Annotated in this window: 16 protein-coding genes; 8 read left to right on the forward strand and 8 right to left on the reverse strand. The window is 48.8% G+C overall.

Annotated elements, in window-relative coordinates; genetic code table 11:
* Positions 1–145: 145 nt before the first annotated feature.
* Together BWI93_RS06990 and BWI93_RS06995 are read right to left on the reverse strand one after the other, a co-directional pair.
* A complete protein-coding gene (locus BWI93_RS06990; protein ID WP_094809536.1) occupies positions 146–613 on the reverse strand; it encodes an RDD family protein in 468 nt (155 codons plus the stop codon).
* Between the two features lie 158 nt (positions 614–771).
* Positions 772–969 (reverse strand): cold-shock protein, encoded by a 198-nt coding sequence (locus BWI93_RS06995; RefSeq protein WP_094809538.1) that lies wholly within the window; start codon positions 967–969, stop codon positions 772–774.
* A gap of 157 nt (positions 970–1126) precedes the next feature.
* Between BWI93_RS06995 and BWI93_RS07000 the strand changes: the two genes are divergently transcribed.
* The gene (locus tag BWI93_RS07000) at positions 1127–1348 is read left to right on the forward strand and encodes a PspC domain-containing protein (RefSeq protein ID WP_094809540.1); all 222 of its coding nucleotides are present in this window, start codon (positions 1127–1129) and stop codon (positions 1346–1348) included.
* Between the two features lie 7 nt (positions 1349–1355).
* On the opposite strand, the gene BWI93_RS07005 is transcribed toward BWI93_RS07000, so the two are convergent.
* From BWI93_RS07005 to BWI93_RS07020, 4 genes are all read right to left on the reverse strand, one after another.
* The gene (locus tag BWI93_RS07005; protein WP_094809542.1) at positions 1356–2666 is read right to left on the reverse strand and encodes a TolC family protein; all 1311 of its coding nucleotides are present in this window, start codon (positions 2664–2666) and stop codon (positions 1356–1358) included.
* Between the two features lie 55 nt (positions 2667–2721).
* Positions 2722–3408 carry an ABC transporter ATP-binding protein gene (locus tag BWI93_RS07010; RefSeq protein WP_094809544.1) on the reverse strand — a complete coding sequence of 229 codons (687 nt, stop codon included), beginning with the start codon at positions 3406–3408 and terminating at the stop codon, positions 2722–2724.
* Positions 3409–3560: 152 nt separating this feature from the next.
* A complete protein-coding gene (locus BWI93_RS07015; RefSeq protein ID WP_369679111.1) occupies positions 3561–4586 on the reverse strand; it encodes a DUF4097 domain-containing protein in 1026 nt (341 codons plus the stop codon).
* Positions 4587–4649: 63 nt separating this feature from the next.
* Complete coding sequence (locus tag BWI93_RS07020; protein ID WP_094809548.1) at positions 4650–6995, reverse strand: ABC transporter permease; 2346 nt, start codon at positions 6993–6995, stop codon at positions 4650–4652.
* 208 nt (positions 6996–7203) lie between these two features.
* Between BWI93_RS07020 and BWI93_RS07025 the strand changes: the two genes are divergently transcribed.
* The 7 genes from BWI93_RS07025 to BWI93_RS07055 all read left to right on the forward strand — a co-directional run bounded on the left by BWI93_RS07025 (position 7204) and on the right by BWI93_RS07055 (position 16573).
* Complete coding sequence (locus BWI93_RS07025; RefSeq protein WP_094809550.1) at positions 7204–7893, forward strand: response regulator transcription factor; 690 nt, start codon at positions 7204–7206, stop codon at positions 7891–7893.
* A gap of 48 nt (positions 7894–7941) precedes the next feature.
* On the forward strand, positions 7942–9306 hold the full coding sequence (locus BWI93_RS07030; RefSeq protein ID WP_094809552.1) for a HAMP domain-containing sensor histidine kinase: 1365 nt from the start codon (positions 7942–7944) through the stop codon (positions 9304–9306).
* Positions 9307–9530: 224 nt separating this feature from the next.
* Positions 9531–10751, forward strand: coding sequence for a TolC family protein (locus BWI93_RS07035; RefSeq protein ID WP_176454155.1), 1221 nt, complete (start codon positions 9531–9533; stop codon positions 10749–10751).
* A complete protein-coding gene (locus tag BWI93_RS07040) occupies positions 10748–11869 on the forward strand; it encodes an efflux RND transporter periplasmic adaptor subunit (protein ID WP_094809556.1) in 1122 nt (373 codons plus the stop codon). Before BWI93_RS07035 ends, BWI93_RS07040 begins: the two co-directional genes overlap by 4 nt.
* Positions 11870–11876: 7 nt before the next feature.
* Positions 11877–14987 (forward strand): efflux RND transporter permease subunit, encoded by a 3111-nt coding sequence (locus BWI93_RS07045; RefSeq protein ID WP_094809558.1) that lies wholly within the window; start codon positions 11877–11879, stop codon positions 14985–14987.
* Between the two features lie 250 nt (positions 14988–15237).
* A complete protein-coding gene (locus tag BWI93_RS07050) occupies positions 15238–16263 on the forward strand; it encodes a M4 family metallopeptidase (protein WP_217902243.1) in 1026 nt (341 codons plus the stop codon).
* Between the two features lie 10 nt (positions 16264–16273).
* Entirely contained in the window at positions 16274–16573 is a 300-nt protein-coding gene (locus tag BWI93_RS07055; protein ID WP_094809562.1) for a protealysin inhibitor emfourin, read from the forward strand.
* Positions 16574–16655: 82 nt separating this feature from the next.
* Here the strand turns inward: BWI93_RS07055 and BWI93_RS07060 are convergent, their stop codons facing one another.
* Together BWI93_RS07060 and BWI93_RS07065 are read right to left on the reverse strand one after the other, a co-directional pair.
* A complete protein-coding gene (locus tag BWI93_RS07060; protein ID WP_094809564.1) occupies positions 16656–16940 on the reverse strand; it encodes a chaperone modulator CbpM in 285 nt (94 codons plus the stop codon).
* 1 nt (position 16941) lies between these two features.
* Entirely contained in the window at positions 16942–17862 is a 921-nt protein-coding gene (locus BWI93_RS07065) for a DnaJ C-terminal domain-containing protein (RefSeq protein ID WP_094809566.1), read from the reverse strand.
* Between the last annotated feature and the right edge of the window lie 13 nt (positions 17863–17875).

A 17875-nucleotide genomic window follows, 5' to 3' on the forward strand; every position in this document is an offset into this window, starting at 1 on the left:
GAACGGGTTTTCTCAGGGGAGAACCCGTTTCGCTTGTTAGGGGCAAAAAAAGGGACCGTATTGTTGCGAACAGTCCTCACAAAGAGTGCCACGGAAACTGGTTTGTAAAAGAATAGGTCGAGAAACGGGTAGTACGATACGTTAATTAGCGAACTATTTTCCTGACTACCCGTGTATCCGTCCATTTATCATGCCAGGGAATATTTTCAAAAAAGATGGAAAGCGTTTCCAGGGGTACACATCGGTACAGGTTGCGTTTGAACAGCGTACTTAAATCGGGTGTCTCGCCTGATTCCGTTACGACCTGAGTTTTTGTAATCCACTTACCCATCGATCGGCCCTGCGTTAGAATCTCCTGCAGAGCCATCACCAACCCATACAGTAGTACTGTGATGATGCGTTGAATTAGTTCAGGAAGAGAATCAATGGTCCGAAATAAAGAATCATTGAGACGTTCATCCAGCAGGGTAAGAATAATGCTAACGGTCAGTAGCCCCAGCATTAAAACCAAACCAAAGAAAATCCAATCGATAATGTAGTTGGCAAGACGAGTCCATCTGGACGCATACGCAAGGTCAATACTAGGCAGAGGGGAGTAGGAAAACGGTTCCATTAAAGGGATATGATTCAGGTAGAAAAGGTAAATAGGTAGCTTTTGAAAGATATAAATAAAAAGCGTACGCTCGAATAATTTCCAATCCGTCCGGACAGAAAAAATCCCGAACTCTGCTAGAGTCCGGGACCGGAGTTAAGACAAGTGACTTAGAAAGACTAAGCCAATTTCTTTACGTTTACTGCGTTCACGCCTTTTTTACCGCTGATCGTTTCATACGATACGCGATCATCCTGACGGATTTGCAATCCATTCAAACCCGTGACGTGAACGAAGATGTCCTGTCCCGTGGCATCGTCAACGATGAAGCCAAACCCCTTGCTTTCGTTGTAAAACTTTACTGTACCTGTTTGCATAACAAATTAAATATTGAAACGGAAGATTTTCCCGAAATAAAAGAGAAATTATTAGGGTTAATACAGTTTTAGCGAAAAATTTTTTTTAAACATTGGTATGAATTTTTAAGTTTTCGGGAAGTGTCCGTATTTTCGATTAACAAAAGATCGCCCAATCATGAACCGTTTACGATATCTTGTTGAAAGTCAGGCTTTTGGCGTGTGTTCGTTGGTAGGCGAACGGCTTGGAATCTCCGCCAGCAGCATCCGTTTGTACTTCATCTATACGTCCTGCTTAACGATGGGCTCGCCATTGGTTCTGTACCTGATCATGGCCTTCTGGATGAACTTTGGAAAGCACCTGCGTCGGCATCAAAACCCTACGGTTTGGGAGCTATAGCTTAGGCTTAGTCCACGAACAGGTTCTTACCCTGATAGTAATCGAGAATTTTTACCCGAAACAGATAATCATAACGAGCCTGGATCTGATTTAAGCGGGCCCGATCCAGATTGGTTTTGGCAATGTTGTATTCAACCACGTTCAGCGTACCGGCCTGAAAACGGCTTTCGGCCGATTTCAAGGTCTCATCGAAGTTTTTCACTTGACTTTCCAGAGCGTCGTACCGCATTTTGGCTACCTCCAGGTTAGCGTATGCCTGCTCAATACCTTGTTTAACCTGAATCTGTACATTCTGAGCCTGCACTTCGTTGCGTTTTTTATCTACAATTGCGTTTTGAACCCGGTTTCTGTAAATCCAGCTTCGAAAGATGGGAATGGCTAAATCCAGCGAAAAGTATCGGTTAAAATTGTTGCCCAGCTGATCCCCGTAAGTCAGGTTTGCCGTAGAAGAGTACCGCGTACTGAAGTACGAATTCAACGAAAGGAGCGGATACTGCAAACCCCGGTACATCTTGATGGTATGATCAAAGCTCTTGACGCGAAGCTGGGCCGCTTTGATGACCCCCAGGTTTTGTTCGGCCAGTTCGTACACCTGTGTGGCCGTGCTTTCATAACCCATTTCGCCCTGTGGGGTTAAACGTTCCAGTTTAAAGTCCAGGGGAACCTGCGGGTTGTTGAGGGTTTGCCAGAAGGCCAGTCGGTTGAGCTTCAACTGACCCTGCATGGTAACCAGACTCAACTGGTCATTTGCCACCTGCGAACCGAGGGTGTATTCATCGTACGGAGCCAGGTTTCCGGCCTTTACCAGAGCTACGGCCCGTTCCAGCTGCATTTTGGAAGCTTCCAGCTGCTGTTCTGCCAGGTTGACCTGATCTTCACTGCTAAGCACCTGCAAATACGCCAGAATCGTCGTGATCGTCACCTGATCCTTCGCTTGTCGGACATCCTGTTCGGCAGCTTTCATGAGCAGGTTATTCTGCTTGATAAAATTCTGATTGTATAGACCATTGAAGAGGGTTACACCCGCCGAAAGACTGAAAGCCGAAGAGTTTAGCTTTTCGTTAACGAACCCGTTCGTGTAGGGGTCAATACTGCGGCCGTAATTGATCGATTGCGAGGCGGCAGCCTGTGCCGTAGGCAGAAGTGCCAGCTTCGCCTGCAGAAGGTTATTTTCACTGGTTTCCACCAGCAGTTCATTCTGCCGCACCGTCAGGTTATTACGGATGGCTACATCTACGGCCTGTTTCAGCGTCATGGGCGTTTGGGCCTGCAGGGAGCCACTCAACAGGAGTCCGGTGAAAAGGAGTAATTTTTTCATGGAAATGCGTACCTAAAGGAAAACAAGGGGGAAGTTGAAGGTCGAACGAGAGACGCTAGGCGATGGATTCTACGCGAAGGTCTTCGACAATTTTTCCGTCGTTCAGGTGTAAAATCCGGTTGCCGTAAGCCGCATTCTTCTCCGAGTGCGTCACCTGAATGATCGTAATACCTTCCTGATTCAACTGCTTGAAAATCTGCATGATTTCTTCAGCCTGGGCCGACTGGAGGTTACCCGTAGGTTCATCCGCCAAAATAATTTTAGGTTGACCCACTAATGCCCGGGCGATGCCTACCAGTTGCTGTTGCCCACCGGAAAGCTGATTGGGAAACAAATCCTTTTTAGCAACCATATTAAATCGATCCAGAATATCGGCGATGCGGCTTTTCCGCTCTGAACTCGGTACGTTTTTGTACAGTAGCGGCGTTTCCAGGTTTTCGTATACGGTCAGTTCATCGATGAGGTGATAGGCCTGAAAGACGAAACCGATATAGGCTTTGTACAACTCCGAACGTTTCTTCTCACTGAGTCGCTGTACCGGCTGATCGAGGAACGTATACTCACCTGAAGTAGGCTGATCGAGTAGGCCAATGATGTTCAGTAGGGTAGACTTGCCCGCCCCGGATGGACCCATGATACTAACAAATTCTCCTTCCTTAATTTCGGTCGTAACGTGCCGGAGAATGTATGTTTTGGTGAACCCGTTCTGGTAATACCGTTCGATGTCTTGCAGTGAAATCATGGAGATGCTGTTTGAAGGTTCTATTTTCTAAAGCTGTGCCAAAGCGATAAAAAAAGAATTAATGTTTTGATTATGAGATATTTATAAAATAATTATGTCCGAAAACGAACAATTGGGTGTTCGCTTTCGGACATGCAAGAAAGGAAATTGAGTTATTGAATGGATACAGAGTTACTCCCGTGAATCGTGAGAGGTACCCCACCGCCATTGAGTTTGCCATCCACGTGCGTATCATCGGCTTCCCCCCGGAACTTCGCGAGCGGAAACTGAATCCGGCTACCACGTACGGCCAGATCGACGCCCTGATTTTCGGGTAAGCGGACCTTAATGCTACCCGCTGAACACCGCAATTTGACGTACTTACTGAGTTTGGCAAATTCTACCTCCAAACTACCGGCACTCGTTTCGGCTTCTACCGCCGCCGACAAATTATATAAACGGATGGAACCGCCTGAGCTTTTCGTATAGAGTTCTCCGCTAATGGCGTCGCCCTGAACGCTGCCCCCGCTGGTGGTGGCTTCGATGGTACCGTTCAGGCGAGTCAGACGTACACTACCACCGGAAGTTTTTAACGTGATTTTACCTTCCAGGTCTTCGGCCTGAATGCTACCCCCACTGGTCTGTACGTTCATTTCCTTCCGGCAATTGTTCAGATGAATGCTGCCGCCACTGGTCCGACCCTGAATCAGACCGGCTACGTCGCTCATGTGCAAACTGCCCCCGCTGGTCTGAAACTGTTGCGGTCCGTCCAGGTGAGCCAACCGAATACTTCCTCCGCTGGTACGCAGGTCCGTAGAGAAGGTGCGAGGCGTAAAAATCTTGAAGGATACGCTGATGTTACGATCTGAATTCCAGGAGACCCCTGATTTACGACGGGAGTAGACGACCACCGACGAACCTTCTGTTTTCATGCTCAGCTCATACTCGGCGAGTTGCTTTTCAATTTCCGCTTTATCGATCTTGTTCGCGGGCCAGTTATTCAGCCGTACGTACATTTCTACTTTCACGTCGGAAGAAGAACCCCCTTCAACCTGAATACTACCGCCGGAAACGTCCACGCGAACATTGGATAAGTTACCCGTGAAGGTTTTCGTCTGGTAAGGTTGATCTTCAGAGGATTGGGCCGAGGCTGTACCCAACGCAAGCGTCAGCAACGGGAAAAGGTACAAACGTTTCATCATTTCTGGTAGTTTTTGGACAAAGACAACGCTCGTTTCCTTTTTGTTGCACGGCTCGACGCTTCACTCCGCTTTCAGACTGTATACGGGATTGGTACGGGCGGCTCGAATGGACTGATACGCAATGACTGCCAGCGTTAAGGCCAGCGTACTAAGCAGGGTGCCGCCGAAATACAGCCAATGCAGTGAAATACGGTACGTAAACTGTTCAAGCCAGCTTTGCATGAGTACGGTAGCAATGGGTACTGCCACTACGAAGCCTAATGCAGCCATGATCACGAAGGATTTCCCGAAGAGGTACAGAATCTGTCCTTCGCTGGCCCCCAGGACTTTTCGGATGCCTATTTCTTTGGTTCGTGTTTCGGCCATAAACCGGATGAGGCCAAACAGACCTAAGCCGCAAATCCAGACGGCTACCCCTGCAAACAGTACAATCAGGTTGGCTAGGCTACCTTCGGCCTGGTACGACTGGGCCAACTGCTGATCCAACCACTGGTACTCGAAGGGTTGTTGCGGATAAATTTTTTCCCAAACCGTTCGTATCCGGGGTAGTGTTTCTTCCAGATCATCCACGGCCAGTTTGATACCTACCTGCTGGTAAAGCGAAGCCTGACTACCGATGAAGCAGGGTTCAATGGCTTTGTGTAAGGATAAGTGATGGAAATCTTTAACAACGCCCACAATGGGTAACGAGCTGTGAGCCAGGTAATAATCCAGTTTTCGTCCCAGAATCTGGTTGGGGTCTTTGAGGTGAAGCTTGCGTAAAAAAGCCTCATTCACCACGATTTCCCGAAGGGTGTCACTCGGTATAATATTTCGCCCGGCCACGAGCTGTAAGCCATACGTCGGTATAAAGGCCGCATCCGCAATTTTTTCCCGCAGAGCGAAGGTTTCAAACGAAGCTTTGTCGGCAAACTTAAATGTACCGCCGTTCACCTTCGTTGAGGAAGGTGGACGAAACTGGAAGGTAAGACCCTGAATTTCCGGATATGCCCCCAGGGCCTGTCGTACTACGTGCTCTTTGCCTTTTTCGGGGAGATTGATTAGCAGGATATTGTCTTTTTTGAATCCTAAATCAGCCTGTTGGAAGTACCGAGTCTGGTATACCATGACGATCGCACCGATGATCAGTACCTGACAAACAACAAACTGCGTAACAGTAAGAACCTGCCGTAAGGAAATGGTGCTTTTGGGACGAAGGGTACCTTTCAACGCTGCAATGGGAGCAAAGTTGGCTTGAAGGTACGCCGGGTAAGCACCCGCCAGCCCCGTAATCGTTCCAGCAAGTAGCAGTAGAAAAAACGTAAGACTAGCGTCCAACTGCCAGCTCAGCTGACTCTGGGTCCATTGGCTCAGATACGGAAGCAATACTTCTACCAGAAACAGAGCCAGCAGAAAAGCAATTCCTACGAGTACAGCCGTTTCAAGCAGAAACTGAGTTAATAACTGTCGGCGTGAACTACCCAGGCTCTTGCGAATGCCCACTTCCTTCACCCGGCGAAGCGATTGAGCCGTTGTAAGGTTAATGAAGTTCATACAGGCCGTTAATACCAGAAAAAGCCCTACCCAGGCCAGTGTATGTACCAGCATACGGCGGATGGAGCCGGGCGTACGTGGATCGAAATGCACGTCTCGCAGGGGTTGCCAATGCAGTTGAATATAACGAGCATCCGCTCCGAGGGCCTTTCGGATAACCTTTGGCATGGCCTGTTCCATTTGAGCCTCTTTTGTAGGATCCTTAAGCGTAGCGTAAACGCGATTGGTACTGTTTAAATACCACCAGTTATCTTTCTCGAAGGTGGGAATGACTTCCAACGGCAAAAACATACCTGCTTTCAAATCCGTCGTGGGTGGTGGGTCGGCGATAATACCCGTGACCAGTACGCTCGTTTCTTTATTGATGTCGAGGCGTTGGCCCATCGGATTCCGATCACCAAAGTACTTTTTTGCCCAGCTCTCGGTCAGAATCGCCGTATTTTGTTGCAGCGACGCGGGTGTCCCTTGCTTCCACTGGTAGTCGAAAATCTTGAAATAGGAGGAATCGACCAGAAAAACGCCCGTATGTTCGGGAAAAACCCGGTCACCCTGGCGTACCGTTAGATCCTGATTGGTTACAAAGAAGGTGGCCTCTTCTACCTGCGGGAATTGCCGTCGTAACAAAGGAGCCAGCGGAGGCATGGCTTCGGGATAGGTTTCGACCGATCCATCGTCCAGCCGTAAGTCAGTCACTACCCGAAAAATGCGATCGAATTTCTGATGATGCCGATCCGTCGTGTAATGGTAGCGGATAAACAGAAACGTCAGGATGCCACCAGCTATGCCTACGGCCAAACCCGCTAAATGCAGAAAAGTATAGACTTTCTGACGAGCAAACTGACGGAAAATAAGGGCAAGGAAATTTCCGAACATAGGCGAATGGAAGAAGTGAAAGAAACGAGCAGAAGTAAGTAGCCCTAAAAGTATTCCAAGAAAAGTTAAAGTTTGTTAAGACTCAGAAGTACAGATAGTTAGAAGGGAATGGGTGCTCATTTGCGAACAGTAGGCTGTGCGGTTTTGAACAATCGAAAACTAGTTTTGTCATTATTGAATTATACTTCCGTAATCAGCTTATACTGCCATGTCAAAAATTCTGCTCGTTGAGGATGATAGCCGGGTGGCTTCGTTTGTTGAAAAAGGATTGCGGGAAAAAATGTTTCAGGTTCGGCACGTAATGAAGGGTTACGAGGCCATTGAGGAGTGTATGCAGCAGGAATTTGATGCCATTATTCTGGACATCATGTTGCCGGATCTGGATGGATTTGATGTCTGCCGAACGATTCGCCGGCGGGAAATCAACGTTCCCATTATTATGCTGAGTGCGTTAAATACGCCGGAGGAGAAGATTCAGGGACTGGAAGCCGGGGCCGATGATTACCTGGGAAAGCCCTTCAACTTTCTGGAACTGATTGCTCGGATCAACGCTCAGCTACGGCGGAAATCTTTCGAAAAAGGAAACTTTGAGCAGTATACGTACCATGATTTAAGCATCAATCTGGATCGCCATGTCGTGAAGCGGGGAGAAACGGAAATCACCCTATCGCCACGTGAGTTTAAACTATTACTGTTCTTTATGCAGAACAAAGAGAGAGTAGTAACGCGTGCTGAAATTGCCGAAGCGGCCTGGGATTTAAACTTTGATACGAACACTAATGTAGTAGACGTATACATTAACTATCTGAGAAATAAACTGGATAAAGGATACGATACGAAGTTCATTCAAACGATTAAAGGAAGAGGATATTTGTTTGAACAATACACGGAAGAATAGGATGATATTCATTGGTTTTTGAAATAGCTATTAGACAGACTTTTTTGAATGAAACTTCGCTTTAAACTTACGTTACAGTCTACCCTTATTTTCGCCATTACCCTGGTGATTGTTTTCGTAGGTACTTATATTATCTTTAAGAAACATACCGATACCATATTTTTTAATAAACTCAGTGATCGGGCCTTAATTGCTGCCTTTGTTTATTTTGAAAAAGACGAAGCAACCAAACTAAATTACAGCAAACAGGAATCCATGTATCGCGTCCCTTTAGTGGATGAAATTGTACAGGTTTACGATACAACGGGTAAATTGATTTTCGTTGATAATGGCCCTGCTGTACCGATTAGTGCGAAGCGGCTAGAGGAAATACCGCAAGCAAAATCGGTACAGTTTTATCAGAATGGACGGCAATGTGTGGGCATTTATTATCAGGATAACCAGGGTGATTTTATCATCATTTCTTCGGGGGTTAATGTAAGCGGACAGGACCGGCTTACCAACCTGGGAATCACCATGCTGACCTTCTTTTTCGGAGGAATCGCCATTAACCTGCTATTGAATGCGTGGTTGTCCAAACGAACATTTCACCCCTTTACAGAAGTCATTGATCAGGTCAATACGATTTCGGCGGATAACCTGCACTTACGCTTACCCCAGCAAAAAGGAGCTACGGACGATGAGTTGCAGCAGGTCGTTGCCACATTCAACTATTTTCTGGAACGGCTGGAAAAAAGCGTGAAAAGCCAGAAACACTTCTTGAAACACGCTTCCCACGAATTAAAGACCCCTCTGGCCGCACTCATTGGTGAGCTGCAGGTGAACCTACAACAGAAGCGAAGTGAAGAAGAGTACCAGGCTTTATTACAAACCCTGTTGCTGGATGCTCAACATTTAAAGGGTATTCTCGAAGGCTTACTGATCCTGTCGGGACTGGAATCCAGTCGCAATTTTCCAATTCAAGCGATTCAAATTGACGATGTTTTGTGGGATGTTTTGGGGAAGATTCAATTAACACATCCATCGGCGGTGGTCGAGGTGGAGGTTTCGTCGGAACAGGAGAACACGGATTGGCTACTTGTTGAAGGAAACGAAGTATTACTTTCACTGGTACTAACCAATTTAATTGAGAATGCCATTAAGTTTTCGGATGCCAAACCTGTCGTGGTCACCTTGGACTATACAACGAATTTACAAATTCGTATCATTGATCAGGGTAGAGGCATCGAACCGGCAGAGCAATCGAAAATTTTTGATCTTTTCTATCGCGGATCAAATACCACTTCGGTCGCAGGGCATGGCTTGGGCTTGCATTTAACGCAACGTATTCTGGATCTTCATGGCTTTACGTTAAACTTTCAATCCGTTGTGGGAGAAGGCTCGGTATTTGTGGTTGATTTCAAGAAATCGTAAGCTAGAATCAGTACGGATGTTACAAAACGCTGGATCCTTTTCGTAGATTAAAAAACTCTAATCTACTTCCAATCTACTTTTAATAATTCTGTTAATTTCCCCTTAATCTTGACTTCGCACTTTTGCCAATGTAATTGTCATTGGTCATTATGCGTCGGATCTTATTTCTCTTTTTTATACTAAGCGTAGGCAGCAGTTGGGCCCAGTCAGTCCCGGTTGATACCATGCGTATTACCCGGGCGGAGGCCGAGCAGTTATTCCTGACGAATAACCTGCGTCTAATTGCCGAAAAGCTGACGATTTCCCAGGCGGAGGCTCAGATTCTACAGGCAAAGGCCTGGCCTAATCCTAATTTCGGGATCGATCAGGTAAACCTTTGGGCCACCCAGCGACAAACGCGGGGCGAAGAGGTTTCCCCGCCCCTGGGGAAAAACTTCGGACGAAACCAGCAGTTTGCCTTTGATCTCGAACAACTCATCCTAACCGCCGGGAAACGTCGGAAAATGGTGGCGATCGAAAAGGTGAACCGGGATCGGACGGAGCAGTATTTCCTCGACTTACTGGTTTCCTTAAAGGCTGAATTCCGCAATCTGCTTACTGAACTGACGTACGATCAGCAGACCAAACAACTCTTCGCGGATCAGCTAACGGTACTGTCGGAAGTGTTTAAGGCTCAGGAGCGTCAGTATCAGAATAATAACCTCTCGAAAGCGGAGTACTTCCGGTTAAAATCCCTGGAGCTGGAATTGATGGACGATTTGCGGGAGCTGGATCAGGAAATCCAGGATTCGCAGCAACAACTCAAAACGCTGATGGCCCTGCCCGTAACGACGTATCTGATCATTAAGGATGGTTCTGTTTTGCCCGCGTATACCGCATTAAAACAAGGAGGTTTTTCTTTCTTCCGCCAACGCGTCAGTGAAGATCCGCCACGCTTGCGGGCGGCTCAGAGTGAAGTGGCGTATGCCAAAGCCCAAAGCCGTTACGAGGAGGCTAAAAGAACGCCCGATCTAACCCTCAAGGCAGGCTACGATCGAAACGGGAATACCATGCTTGATTTCGTTGGATTTGGTGTATCGGCAGATATTCCCGTTTTCGATCGGAACAAGGGCAACATTCTGTCGAGTAAAATCGAAATCGAAAAAACGAGTCGTCAACTGGAAGAGGCCCGCAACGACTGGCAAAATCAGCTGTTTAAAGCGTACGCCAACTTTTTGGGAACCAGCGATTTCTACGAACGAATCGACGTCAATTACGCAACGGAACTGGAGGAACTTAGCGAGGCCATCAGTCGCAACTTCCAGCGAAAGAATATCAGTCTGCTAGAATTCCTCAACTACTTCGAGGCCTTCCGGGCCAACCGTGAAACGCTGCTGAAAGCGACTAAAAATCTCAGAAATTCTTTGGAAGAACTTAATTATTTAGCTGGAACCGACCTGCCATGAAGTTAATGTATGCTACTCTTAATGGCCTGACACTCGCTCTGTTGGGCGGTCTTGTGCTGAGCTGCAACCAAAAGCCCGAGCAACAGACCCAAAACGTTCCTCAGGCCGATTCTACCCATTGCCTGGCCAAGGAGGTAACCACTCAAACGACCGAAGTAAAGGCGACAACGCCCATTCAGAAAATTTCGCTGACGGGAAAAGTCAATTACAATCCCGATAAGGTCGTTCGGTTTGTGCCTTTGATCGATGGGGTCGTAAGCAAAGTGAATTTTGCCCTGGGCGACTACGTGAAAAAAGGCCAGGTTATGCTCGAACTACGCAGCTCGGAACTAACCAACCTGAGTACGGACCTGAAAACGGCTCAGGCCACCCTGCGTACTGCCGAACGGAACCTGGCTTCCGTGAAGGAAATGTACGAAGACAAACTGGCTACGGAAAAAGAGCTGGTCGTGGCCGAAAGCGAAGTAGACGTGGCCAAGCAAAGCATCATCAAAGCTCAGGAAACTTTGAACCTGTACGGCGGTAGTCTGGAAAAAGGGGTACTCGTTGTGAAAGCCGCCAGTAATGGCTATGTCGTGGAAAAAAACATCGTTGTCGGGCAGCAGGTGGAAGCGGGGGCCGATGCCCTGTTTACCATTTCTGACCTCAAGCAGGTGTGGGTTACGGCCAATATTTACACGGGTCAGTTGGGACAGGTGAAAGAAGGCATGCCCGTCGAGATCACCACAACGGCGTACCCCAATACCGTTTTCCACGGAAAAATCAGTCGTTTTTCCAATGTCTTCGATCCGAACGAGCGGGTACTGAAAGCTCAGATTTTTCTGGATAATCCCGGCCTGCTGCTGAAGCCCGAAATGTTTGTCATTATCCGCGTACAAAAAACGGGTAACGAAACGACGCTGGCCGTTCCTACGCAAGCCGTCGTGTTCGATGAAGACCGCTATTTCGTCGTAAAGTACCAGGACGAATGCAATCTAGAGCTGGTTAACCTGACGCCCCTGTTCCAGAATGGTGACTCCACGTACTTCCACGGAGGCGTACGGGTAGGAGATAAAATTCTGACTAAAAATCAATTGCTGGTTTATAATCAGTTGAAGCAAACTAAAGCCGCACACTGAGTCTGTTATGTCCAAATTTGTCGAAAAGATTGTAGCCTTTTCCCTGAGAAACCACATTCTGGTCTTTTTTATGACCTTTTTGCTGGTGGGTGCCGGGATTATCAGCTACATGAACACGCCCATAGAAGCCTTTCCAGACGTCACCAACACCCGGGTTCGAATCATTACCCAGTGGTCCGGTCGGAGTGCGGAAGAGGTAGAGAAATTTATTACGTTGCCCATCACCCGGGAAATGAATACGATCCCGAAGAAGACCGAAGTACGCTCGGTTTCGCTGTTTGGGCTGTCGGTGGTAACCGTACTGTTTGACGAAAAGGTCGATGACTTTTACGCCCAGCAATACGCTTCCAATCGGATCAATAACGTCACGATGCCCGAGGGTGCCGAAGCAGAAATTGAACCGCCCGCCGGTGCGACGGGGGAGATTTTCCGGTACGTACTCAAGGGTGATCTGCCCATTCGGGAGTTATCTGCTTTACAGGAGTGGGTGGTTGAACGGGAACTGGTAGGGGTACCCGGCGTGGCCCAGGTGGTCAGCTTTGGCGGGGAAGAGAAAATCTACGAAATACAGGTAGACCCGGTCGAACTGGCCAACTACAACCTGACGTCACTGGATGTCTTTGAAGCCGTTTCCAAAAGTAACATCAACGTCGGTGGTGATGTCATTACCAAGGGCAGCCAGGCTTATGCGGTACGCGGTGTGGGTTTACTGGAAAGTACGGCTGACATCGAAAACATCCTGATTGAGAACGTCAACGGTACCCCCGTAACCGTCGGGAACGTCGCCAAGGTAAATATCACGGCGAAACCCCGGCTGGGTCAGGTCGGTTTGCAGGATGAAGATGATCTGGTGGAAGGAATCGTGATTATGCTGCGGGGTGAAAATCCGAGTGCCGTCATTGATAACCTGAAGCTGAAAATCGAGGATCTCAACAACCGGATTCTTCCCAAAGGCGTAAAAATCGAACCGTTCCACGACCGTTCCGAACTGGTTACTACAACGGTGGATACGGTAACGCACAACCTCGTGGAGGGAATTGTACTGGTATCGGTATTCGTCTTTATTTTTCTGGTTAACTGGCGAACGACGGTAATCGTCGCTTCCGTGATTCCGCTGGCCTTCCTGTTTGCCATCATTATGTTACGCGTGCAGGGCGTTCCGGCCAACCTGATTTCCATCGGAGCCGTCGATTTCGGCTTGCTGCTGGAAGGGACGATGGTGATGGTGGAGACGGTCTTCGTAGGGCTCGACCGGCGGGCTCATGAACTGGGCATGGAGCGGTTTAATAAAATCTCGAAACTCGGGATCATTAAACAGAGTGCCCGCACGGTCGCCAAATCCATCTTCTTTGCCCAGATCATTCTGATCGTGGCCCTGTTGCCCATCTTCACCTTCCAGAAAGTAGAAGGCAAGATGTTTACGCCGCTAGCCTTTACGCTCGGTTACGCTCTTATTGGCTCAGCTGTGCTGAGTCTGACGTACGTACCCGCCATGTGTAAGGTGCTGTTACGCAAAAACATCAAGGACCCTGAAAACCCGATTACCGATTTTTTCCGGAATGGTATTTACAAACTCTTCGCGGGGGCGTTCCGGATGCCGAAGGCGACCATCGCCGTATTTATCGGGTTATTCGCCGTTTGTATGCTCAGCTTCGGGCGACTAGGCTCGGAGTTTATTCCCAAGCTGAACGAAGGGGCTCTGTATATTCGGGCTACGCTGCCCAATAGCGTCAGTCTTCAGGAATCAGTAAAGCTGACGAAAGAGATGAAGGCGAAGTTTCGATCGTTTGAAGAAGTTCGTTTCGTACTCACCCAGACCGGCCGACCCAATGATGGTACCGATCCGACCGGATTCTTTAACGTGGAATTTCACGTTCAGCTCTATCCGAAAGAAGAGTGGAAGCGGAAAATTTCAAAAGATGAACTGCTGGAAGAAATGGAAAAATCGCTCAGCGTCTATCCCGGAACCATCTTCAGCTTTAGTCAGCCGATTATGGATAACGTGGAGGAATACGTAGCAGGGGTAAAAAGCTCGCTGGTGGTCAAGGTATTCGGTGATGATTTATTTCAGCTCGAAAAAACCGCCGATCAGATTGCCGATGCCATCAAGGATGTGCCCGGCGTACAGGATCTGAACGTATTCCGGAATATTGGTTCGCCTGAACTCCGGATTAAACTGGACGAAAAACGCATGGGTCGCTACGGCGTCAGCATGGACGATGCCCAGTCGGTCATCGAAATGGCGATTGGCGGGAAAGAGGCCTCGCATTTTTACGAAAACGAACGGTTGTTCGACATTCGGGTTCGGTACGCGGAACCCTTCCGGCAGTCCGAAAAAGAGATCGCCAATATTCTGGTACCCGCCAGCGGTACGTCAAAAGTACCCCTGTACGAAATCGCGGATATTTCCTTTCATACCGGTCCGGCCTTTATTTACCGGGAAGGAAGCAGCCGCTACATTGGCATTGGCTTCTCCGTGCGGGGCCGCGATTTGGGCAGTACCATCGCCGATGCCCAGCAACGGGTACAAGAGCAGGTACAGTTGCCGGATTCGTACCGGATGTCCTGGGCGGGCGAGTTTGAAAGTCAGCAGCGGGCGACGAGCCGACTGGCCGTCATCGTACCGATTTCCCTGCTGATGATTTTCTTCCTGCTGTACATCAATTTCGGTAACCTGAAGGATACGCTGATTTCGCTAGTGACGATTCCCTTTGCATTCGTCGGCGGATTTCTCTCGCTGTTCATCACGAATACGATTTTCGGTATCTCGGCCGGAATTGGTTTCATCATCCTGTTTGGCGTCGGTACCATCGATGGGATCATTCTAATCGGGGTCATGAAGGATTTGCTGCGGAAAGGATACCCGCTGAAGAAAGCCATCAAGGAAGGAGTTTTCTCCCGGATTCGGCCCGTTTTCATGATTGCCGTGATGGGCTCGGCGGGTTTGTTACCCGCGGCTATGTCCACCGGCATGGGCTCCGAAATTCAGAAACCCTTGGCGATTATGATCGTGGGTGGACTGGTGATCTGCATGATCCTGTCGCTAATTGTGTTGCCGCAGGTGTTTTACCTGGCATATCGGCCCGGCTTACGCAAACGCGGCTTGCCCGATGAGTAAAAAATAGTCTTTTAGAGACGTAATTATTCTCCGGTCAGCGGGTACTTCAACAATCCAACGGAAGTATCCCGCTGACTTTTTTGTTGCTCGCTTTTCCCGGATCAACGCTTCGTCCGGTCCGGTTTTTTAGGTATCTTGAAGCATCTCTTTGATGAATGATTTCCTGTGTTTCGACTAAAAAACCAGAACCTCGCTCGTAATGTGTAACTGCTTGCATCGTCACTCCATTCATTGCATTGTACCGCCGTATATGACGGATCAACTGGTGCAATCGTCCAATCCAGAAGTACGGGCCAGAGCCTTGGCTACGGTGAAAATTTCTTCGGCTTTACGGGCAGAACGACAGTTTTCACAGGCCTTTCCCAGTTTGCGGGCCTACAGTTTTGCGGCCGAGCAGGGTAAGGATCGCGTGATTTACGATGCCCGCCAGACGGACCGACTGAAAAACGTCATCGTACGGCGGGAAGGGCAGGAGGCCGGAAATGATGTAGCCGTCAATGAAGCCTACGATTACTCGGGCGATACCTACGATTTTTACGAAAGCATTTTTCAGCGAAATTCCCTCGATGACCGGGGTATGACGCTGATCTCCGCCGTGCACGTAGCCGAACCGGATTATCGGGGCGGTTTTGTACCCATGAACAATGCCTTCTGGAATGGGGAACTGATGGCCTATGGCGATGGGGACGGCATTATCTTCAATCGCTTTACCCAGTCGCTTGATGTGGTTGGGCATGAGCTGACGCACGGCGTTCAGTCATTCACCAGTAACCTGACCTATTACGGACAGCCGGGTGCTCTGAATGAGCACTTTTCGGATGTATTCGGCATTCTGATCCGACAGTGGAAGAAGAAGGAGGAGGCGAAAACGGCGAACTGGACCATTGGTTCGGAAGTGCTGGTGCCCGCCGCGACGCGTCAGGGTATCCGTGACATGCTCAATCCCGGTAAAGCCTACGTGGATGACCCGGATTTGGGGACCGACCCGCAACCCGGCCACATGAATGATCTATACACCGGACCGTACGATAACAATGGGGTACACATCAACTCCGGCATTCCAAACCGGGTGTTTGCTTTGGTAGCTACCGAACTGGGCGGAAATGCCTGGGACGTGGCGGGCCGCATCTGGTACGATACCATGCTGCAACTCACATCTTCGGGTCAGTTCAAAGACTGTGCGAAATTGACTATCCAGATTGCGGGTAGTCAGTTTGGCGAAGCGGAAAAGAAGGTGGTTAGCAACGCCTGGAAAACGGTTGGACTGACTATATAAAGACCCGGTTATGAAAGTACAATTGCAACAATCGGGCGGTTTTATGGGGGCTTTGAAAGAATGTAGCCTGGACACGGATCAGCTGGAAGCCGACGAAGTGCAGGCTATCCAGGAATCCGTAACGAACACGAACTGGACGGAGGCTGAACCCAATCCTTCCGCCATGCGGGATGGCTACCAGTACCACGTGCGGGTGGAAGATCAGGAGCAAACCTATACTGCGGCGTATACTGATCAGACCTTACCGGAATCATTGAAACCGCTGGTGGGTGTGTTGAAGAAGTACCTTAAGCCCAAATCGTTACGGTAGAAATCCTGAAAGGTAATGACTCGCCTGTTTACAGAAAAGGGTTGCTCAAACGAGCAACCCTTTTGAATGGCGTATGAACCAGCTATCGCGGAAACTGACTTCTGAGTAAGGCTATTTCGTGTTGCAATTGCTCGACTTGCTGGACCAGCTGCGTAATCACGTCAATACCTTCCAGGTTGATATTCAGGTCGTAATGAAGTCGGATGAACCGTTCCAGAGCCGGTAAGCGGTCTTCGTGAATATATTTCGACTCCTGAATACGGGTGATTTCGATGAGCCCGTAATCCTGTAACGAATCGACGAACGAAATTTCGATATTATAATGCGTACAGCAATCGCTGATGGCAATCCATTCACTTCTTTCCATCTTATGACTGAGCTAATTCCTGAAACAATTCCTTTTGCCGATCCGTCAGATTCGTGGGGATTTTAATCGCCCAGGTCAGGATCAAATCGCCAAATTCTCCGTCTTTTTTATAGACCGGGAAACCTTTGCCGCGTAACCGCACCTTTGTGCCGTTCTGCGTTTCAGGTTTGATAGGCACTTTCACTTTTCCCGTCAGCGTATCAACCGTCACGTCACCGCCCAGTACCGCCGTGTACAAGTCCAGGTCCAGCGTGGCGTAGAGGTCATTTCCCTGACGTTTAAAGATCGGATCTTCAGCAATCTTGAAGGTAATGTACAAATCACCATCCGGCCCGCCATTCTGGCCGGGGGCACCGTATCCTTTCAGCTTGATGACCTGTTCATTGGCCACGCCCGCCGGAATCGTGATTCGAATATTTTTACCGTTGACCGTCAGCGTTTGCTTATGCGTTTCATAAACATCGCGTAGGCTCAGTTGTAGTTCAGCGTTGTAATCCTGGCCCCGGTACTGTTGCGTCCGGCGGCCGCCGCTGCGTTCACCACCGAACATGGACTGGAAAAATTCCGAGAAATTATCACCCGTAAAGCCGCTGAAATCGCCGCCGTCACCACTAAACCAGCTTCCGGCATCGCCACCGTACGAGGACGATCCGCCCTGAGCACGCCGGGCCTGTTCGTACGCTTCGTACTGTTCCGCCTGTTGCCAGTTCTCGCCGTACTGATCGTACTTTTTACGTTTTTCCGGGTCGCTGAGTACTTCGTTGGCTTCGTTAATCTGCTGAAACTTAAGCGTAGCTTCGGCGTTGTTGGGATTTACGTCCGGGTGGTATTTCCGGGCCAACTTCCGATACGCCTTTTTTATATCTTCATCGGACGCTGATTTAGTCAGGCCCAGGATTTGGTAATAATCAATAAAGGCCATGGAGGTTTTCCTG

Origin of the sequence: Siphonobacter sp. BAB-5385, assembly GCF_002261125.1 — a bacterium.
In the GTDB taxonomy this organism is placed as follows: domain Bacteria; phylum Bacteroidota; class Bacteroidia; order Cytophagales; family Spirosomataceae; genus Siphonobacter.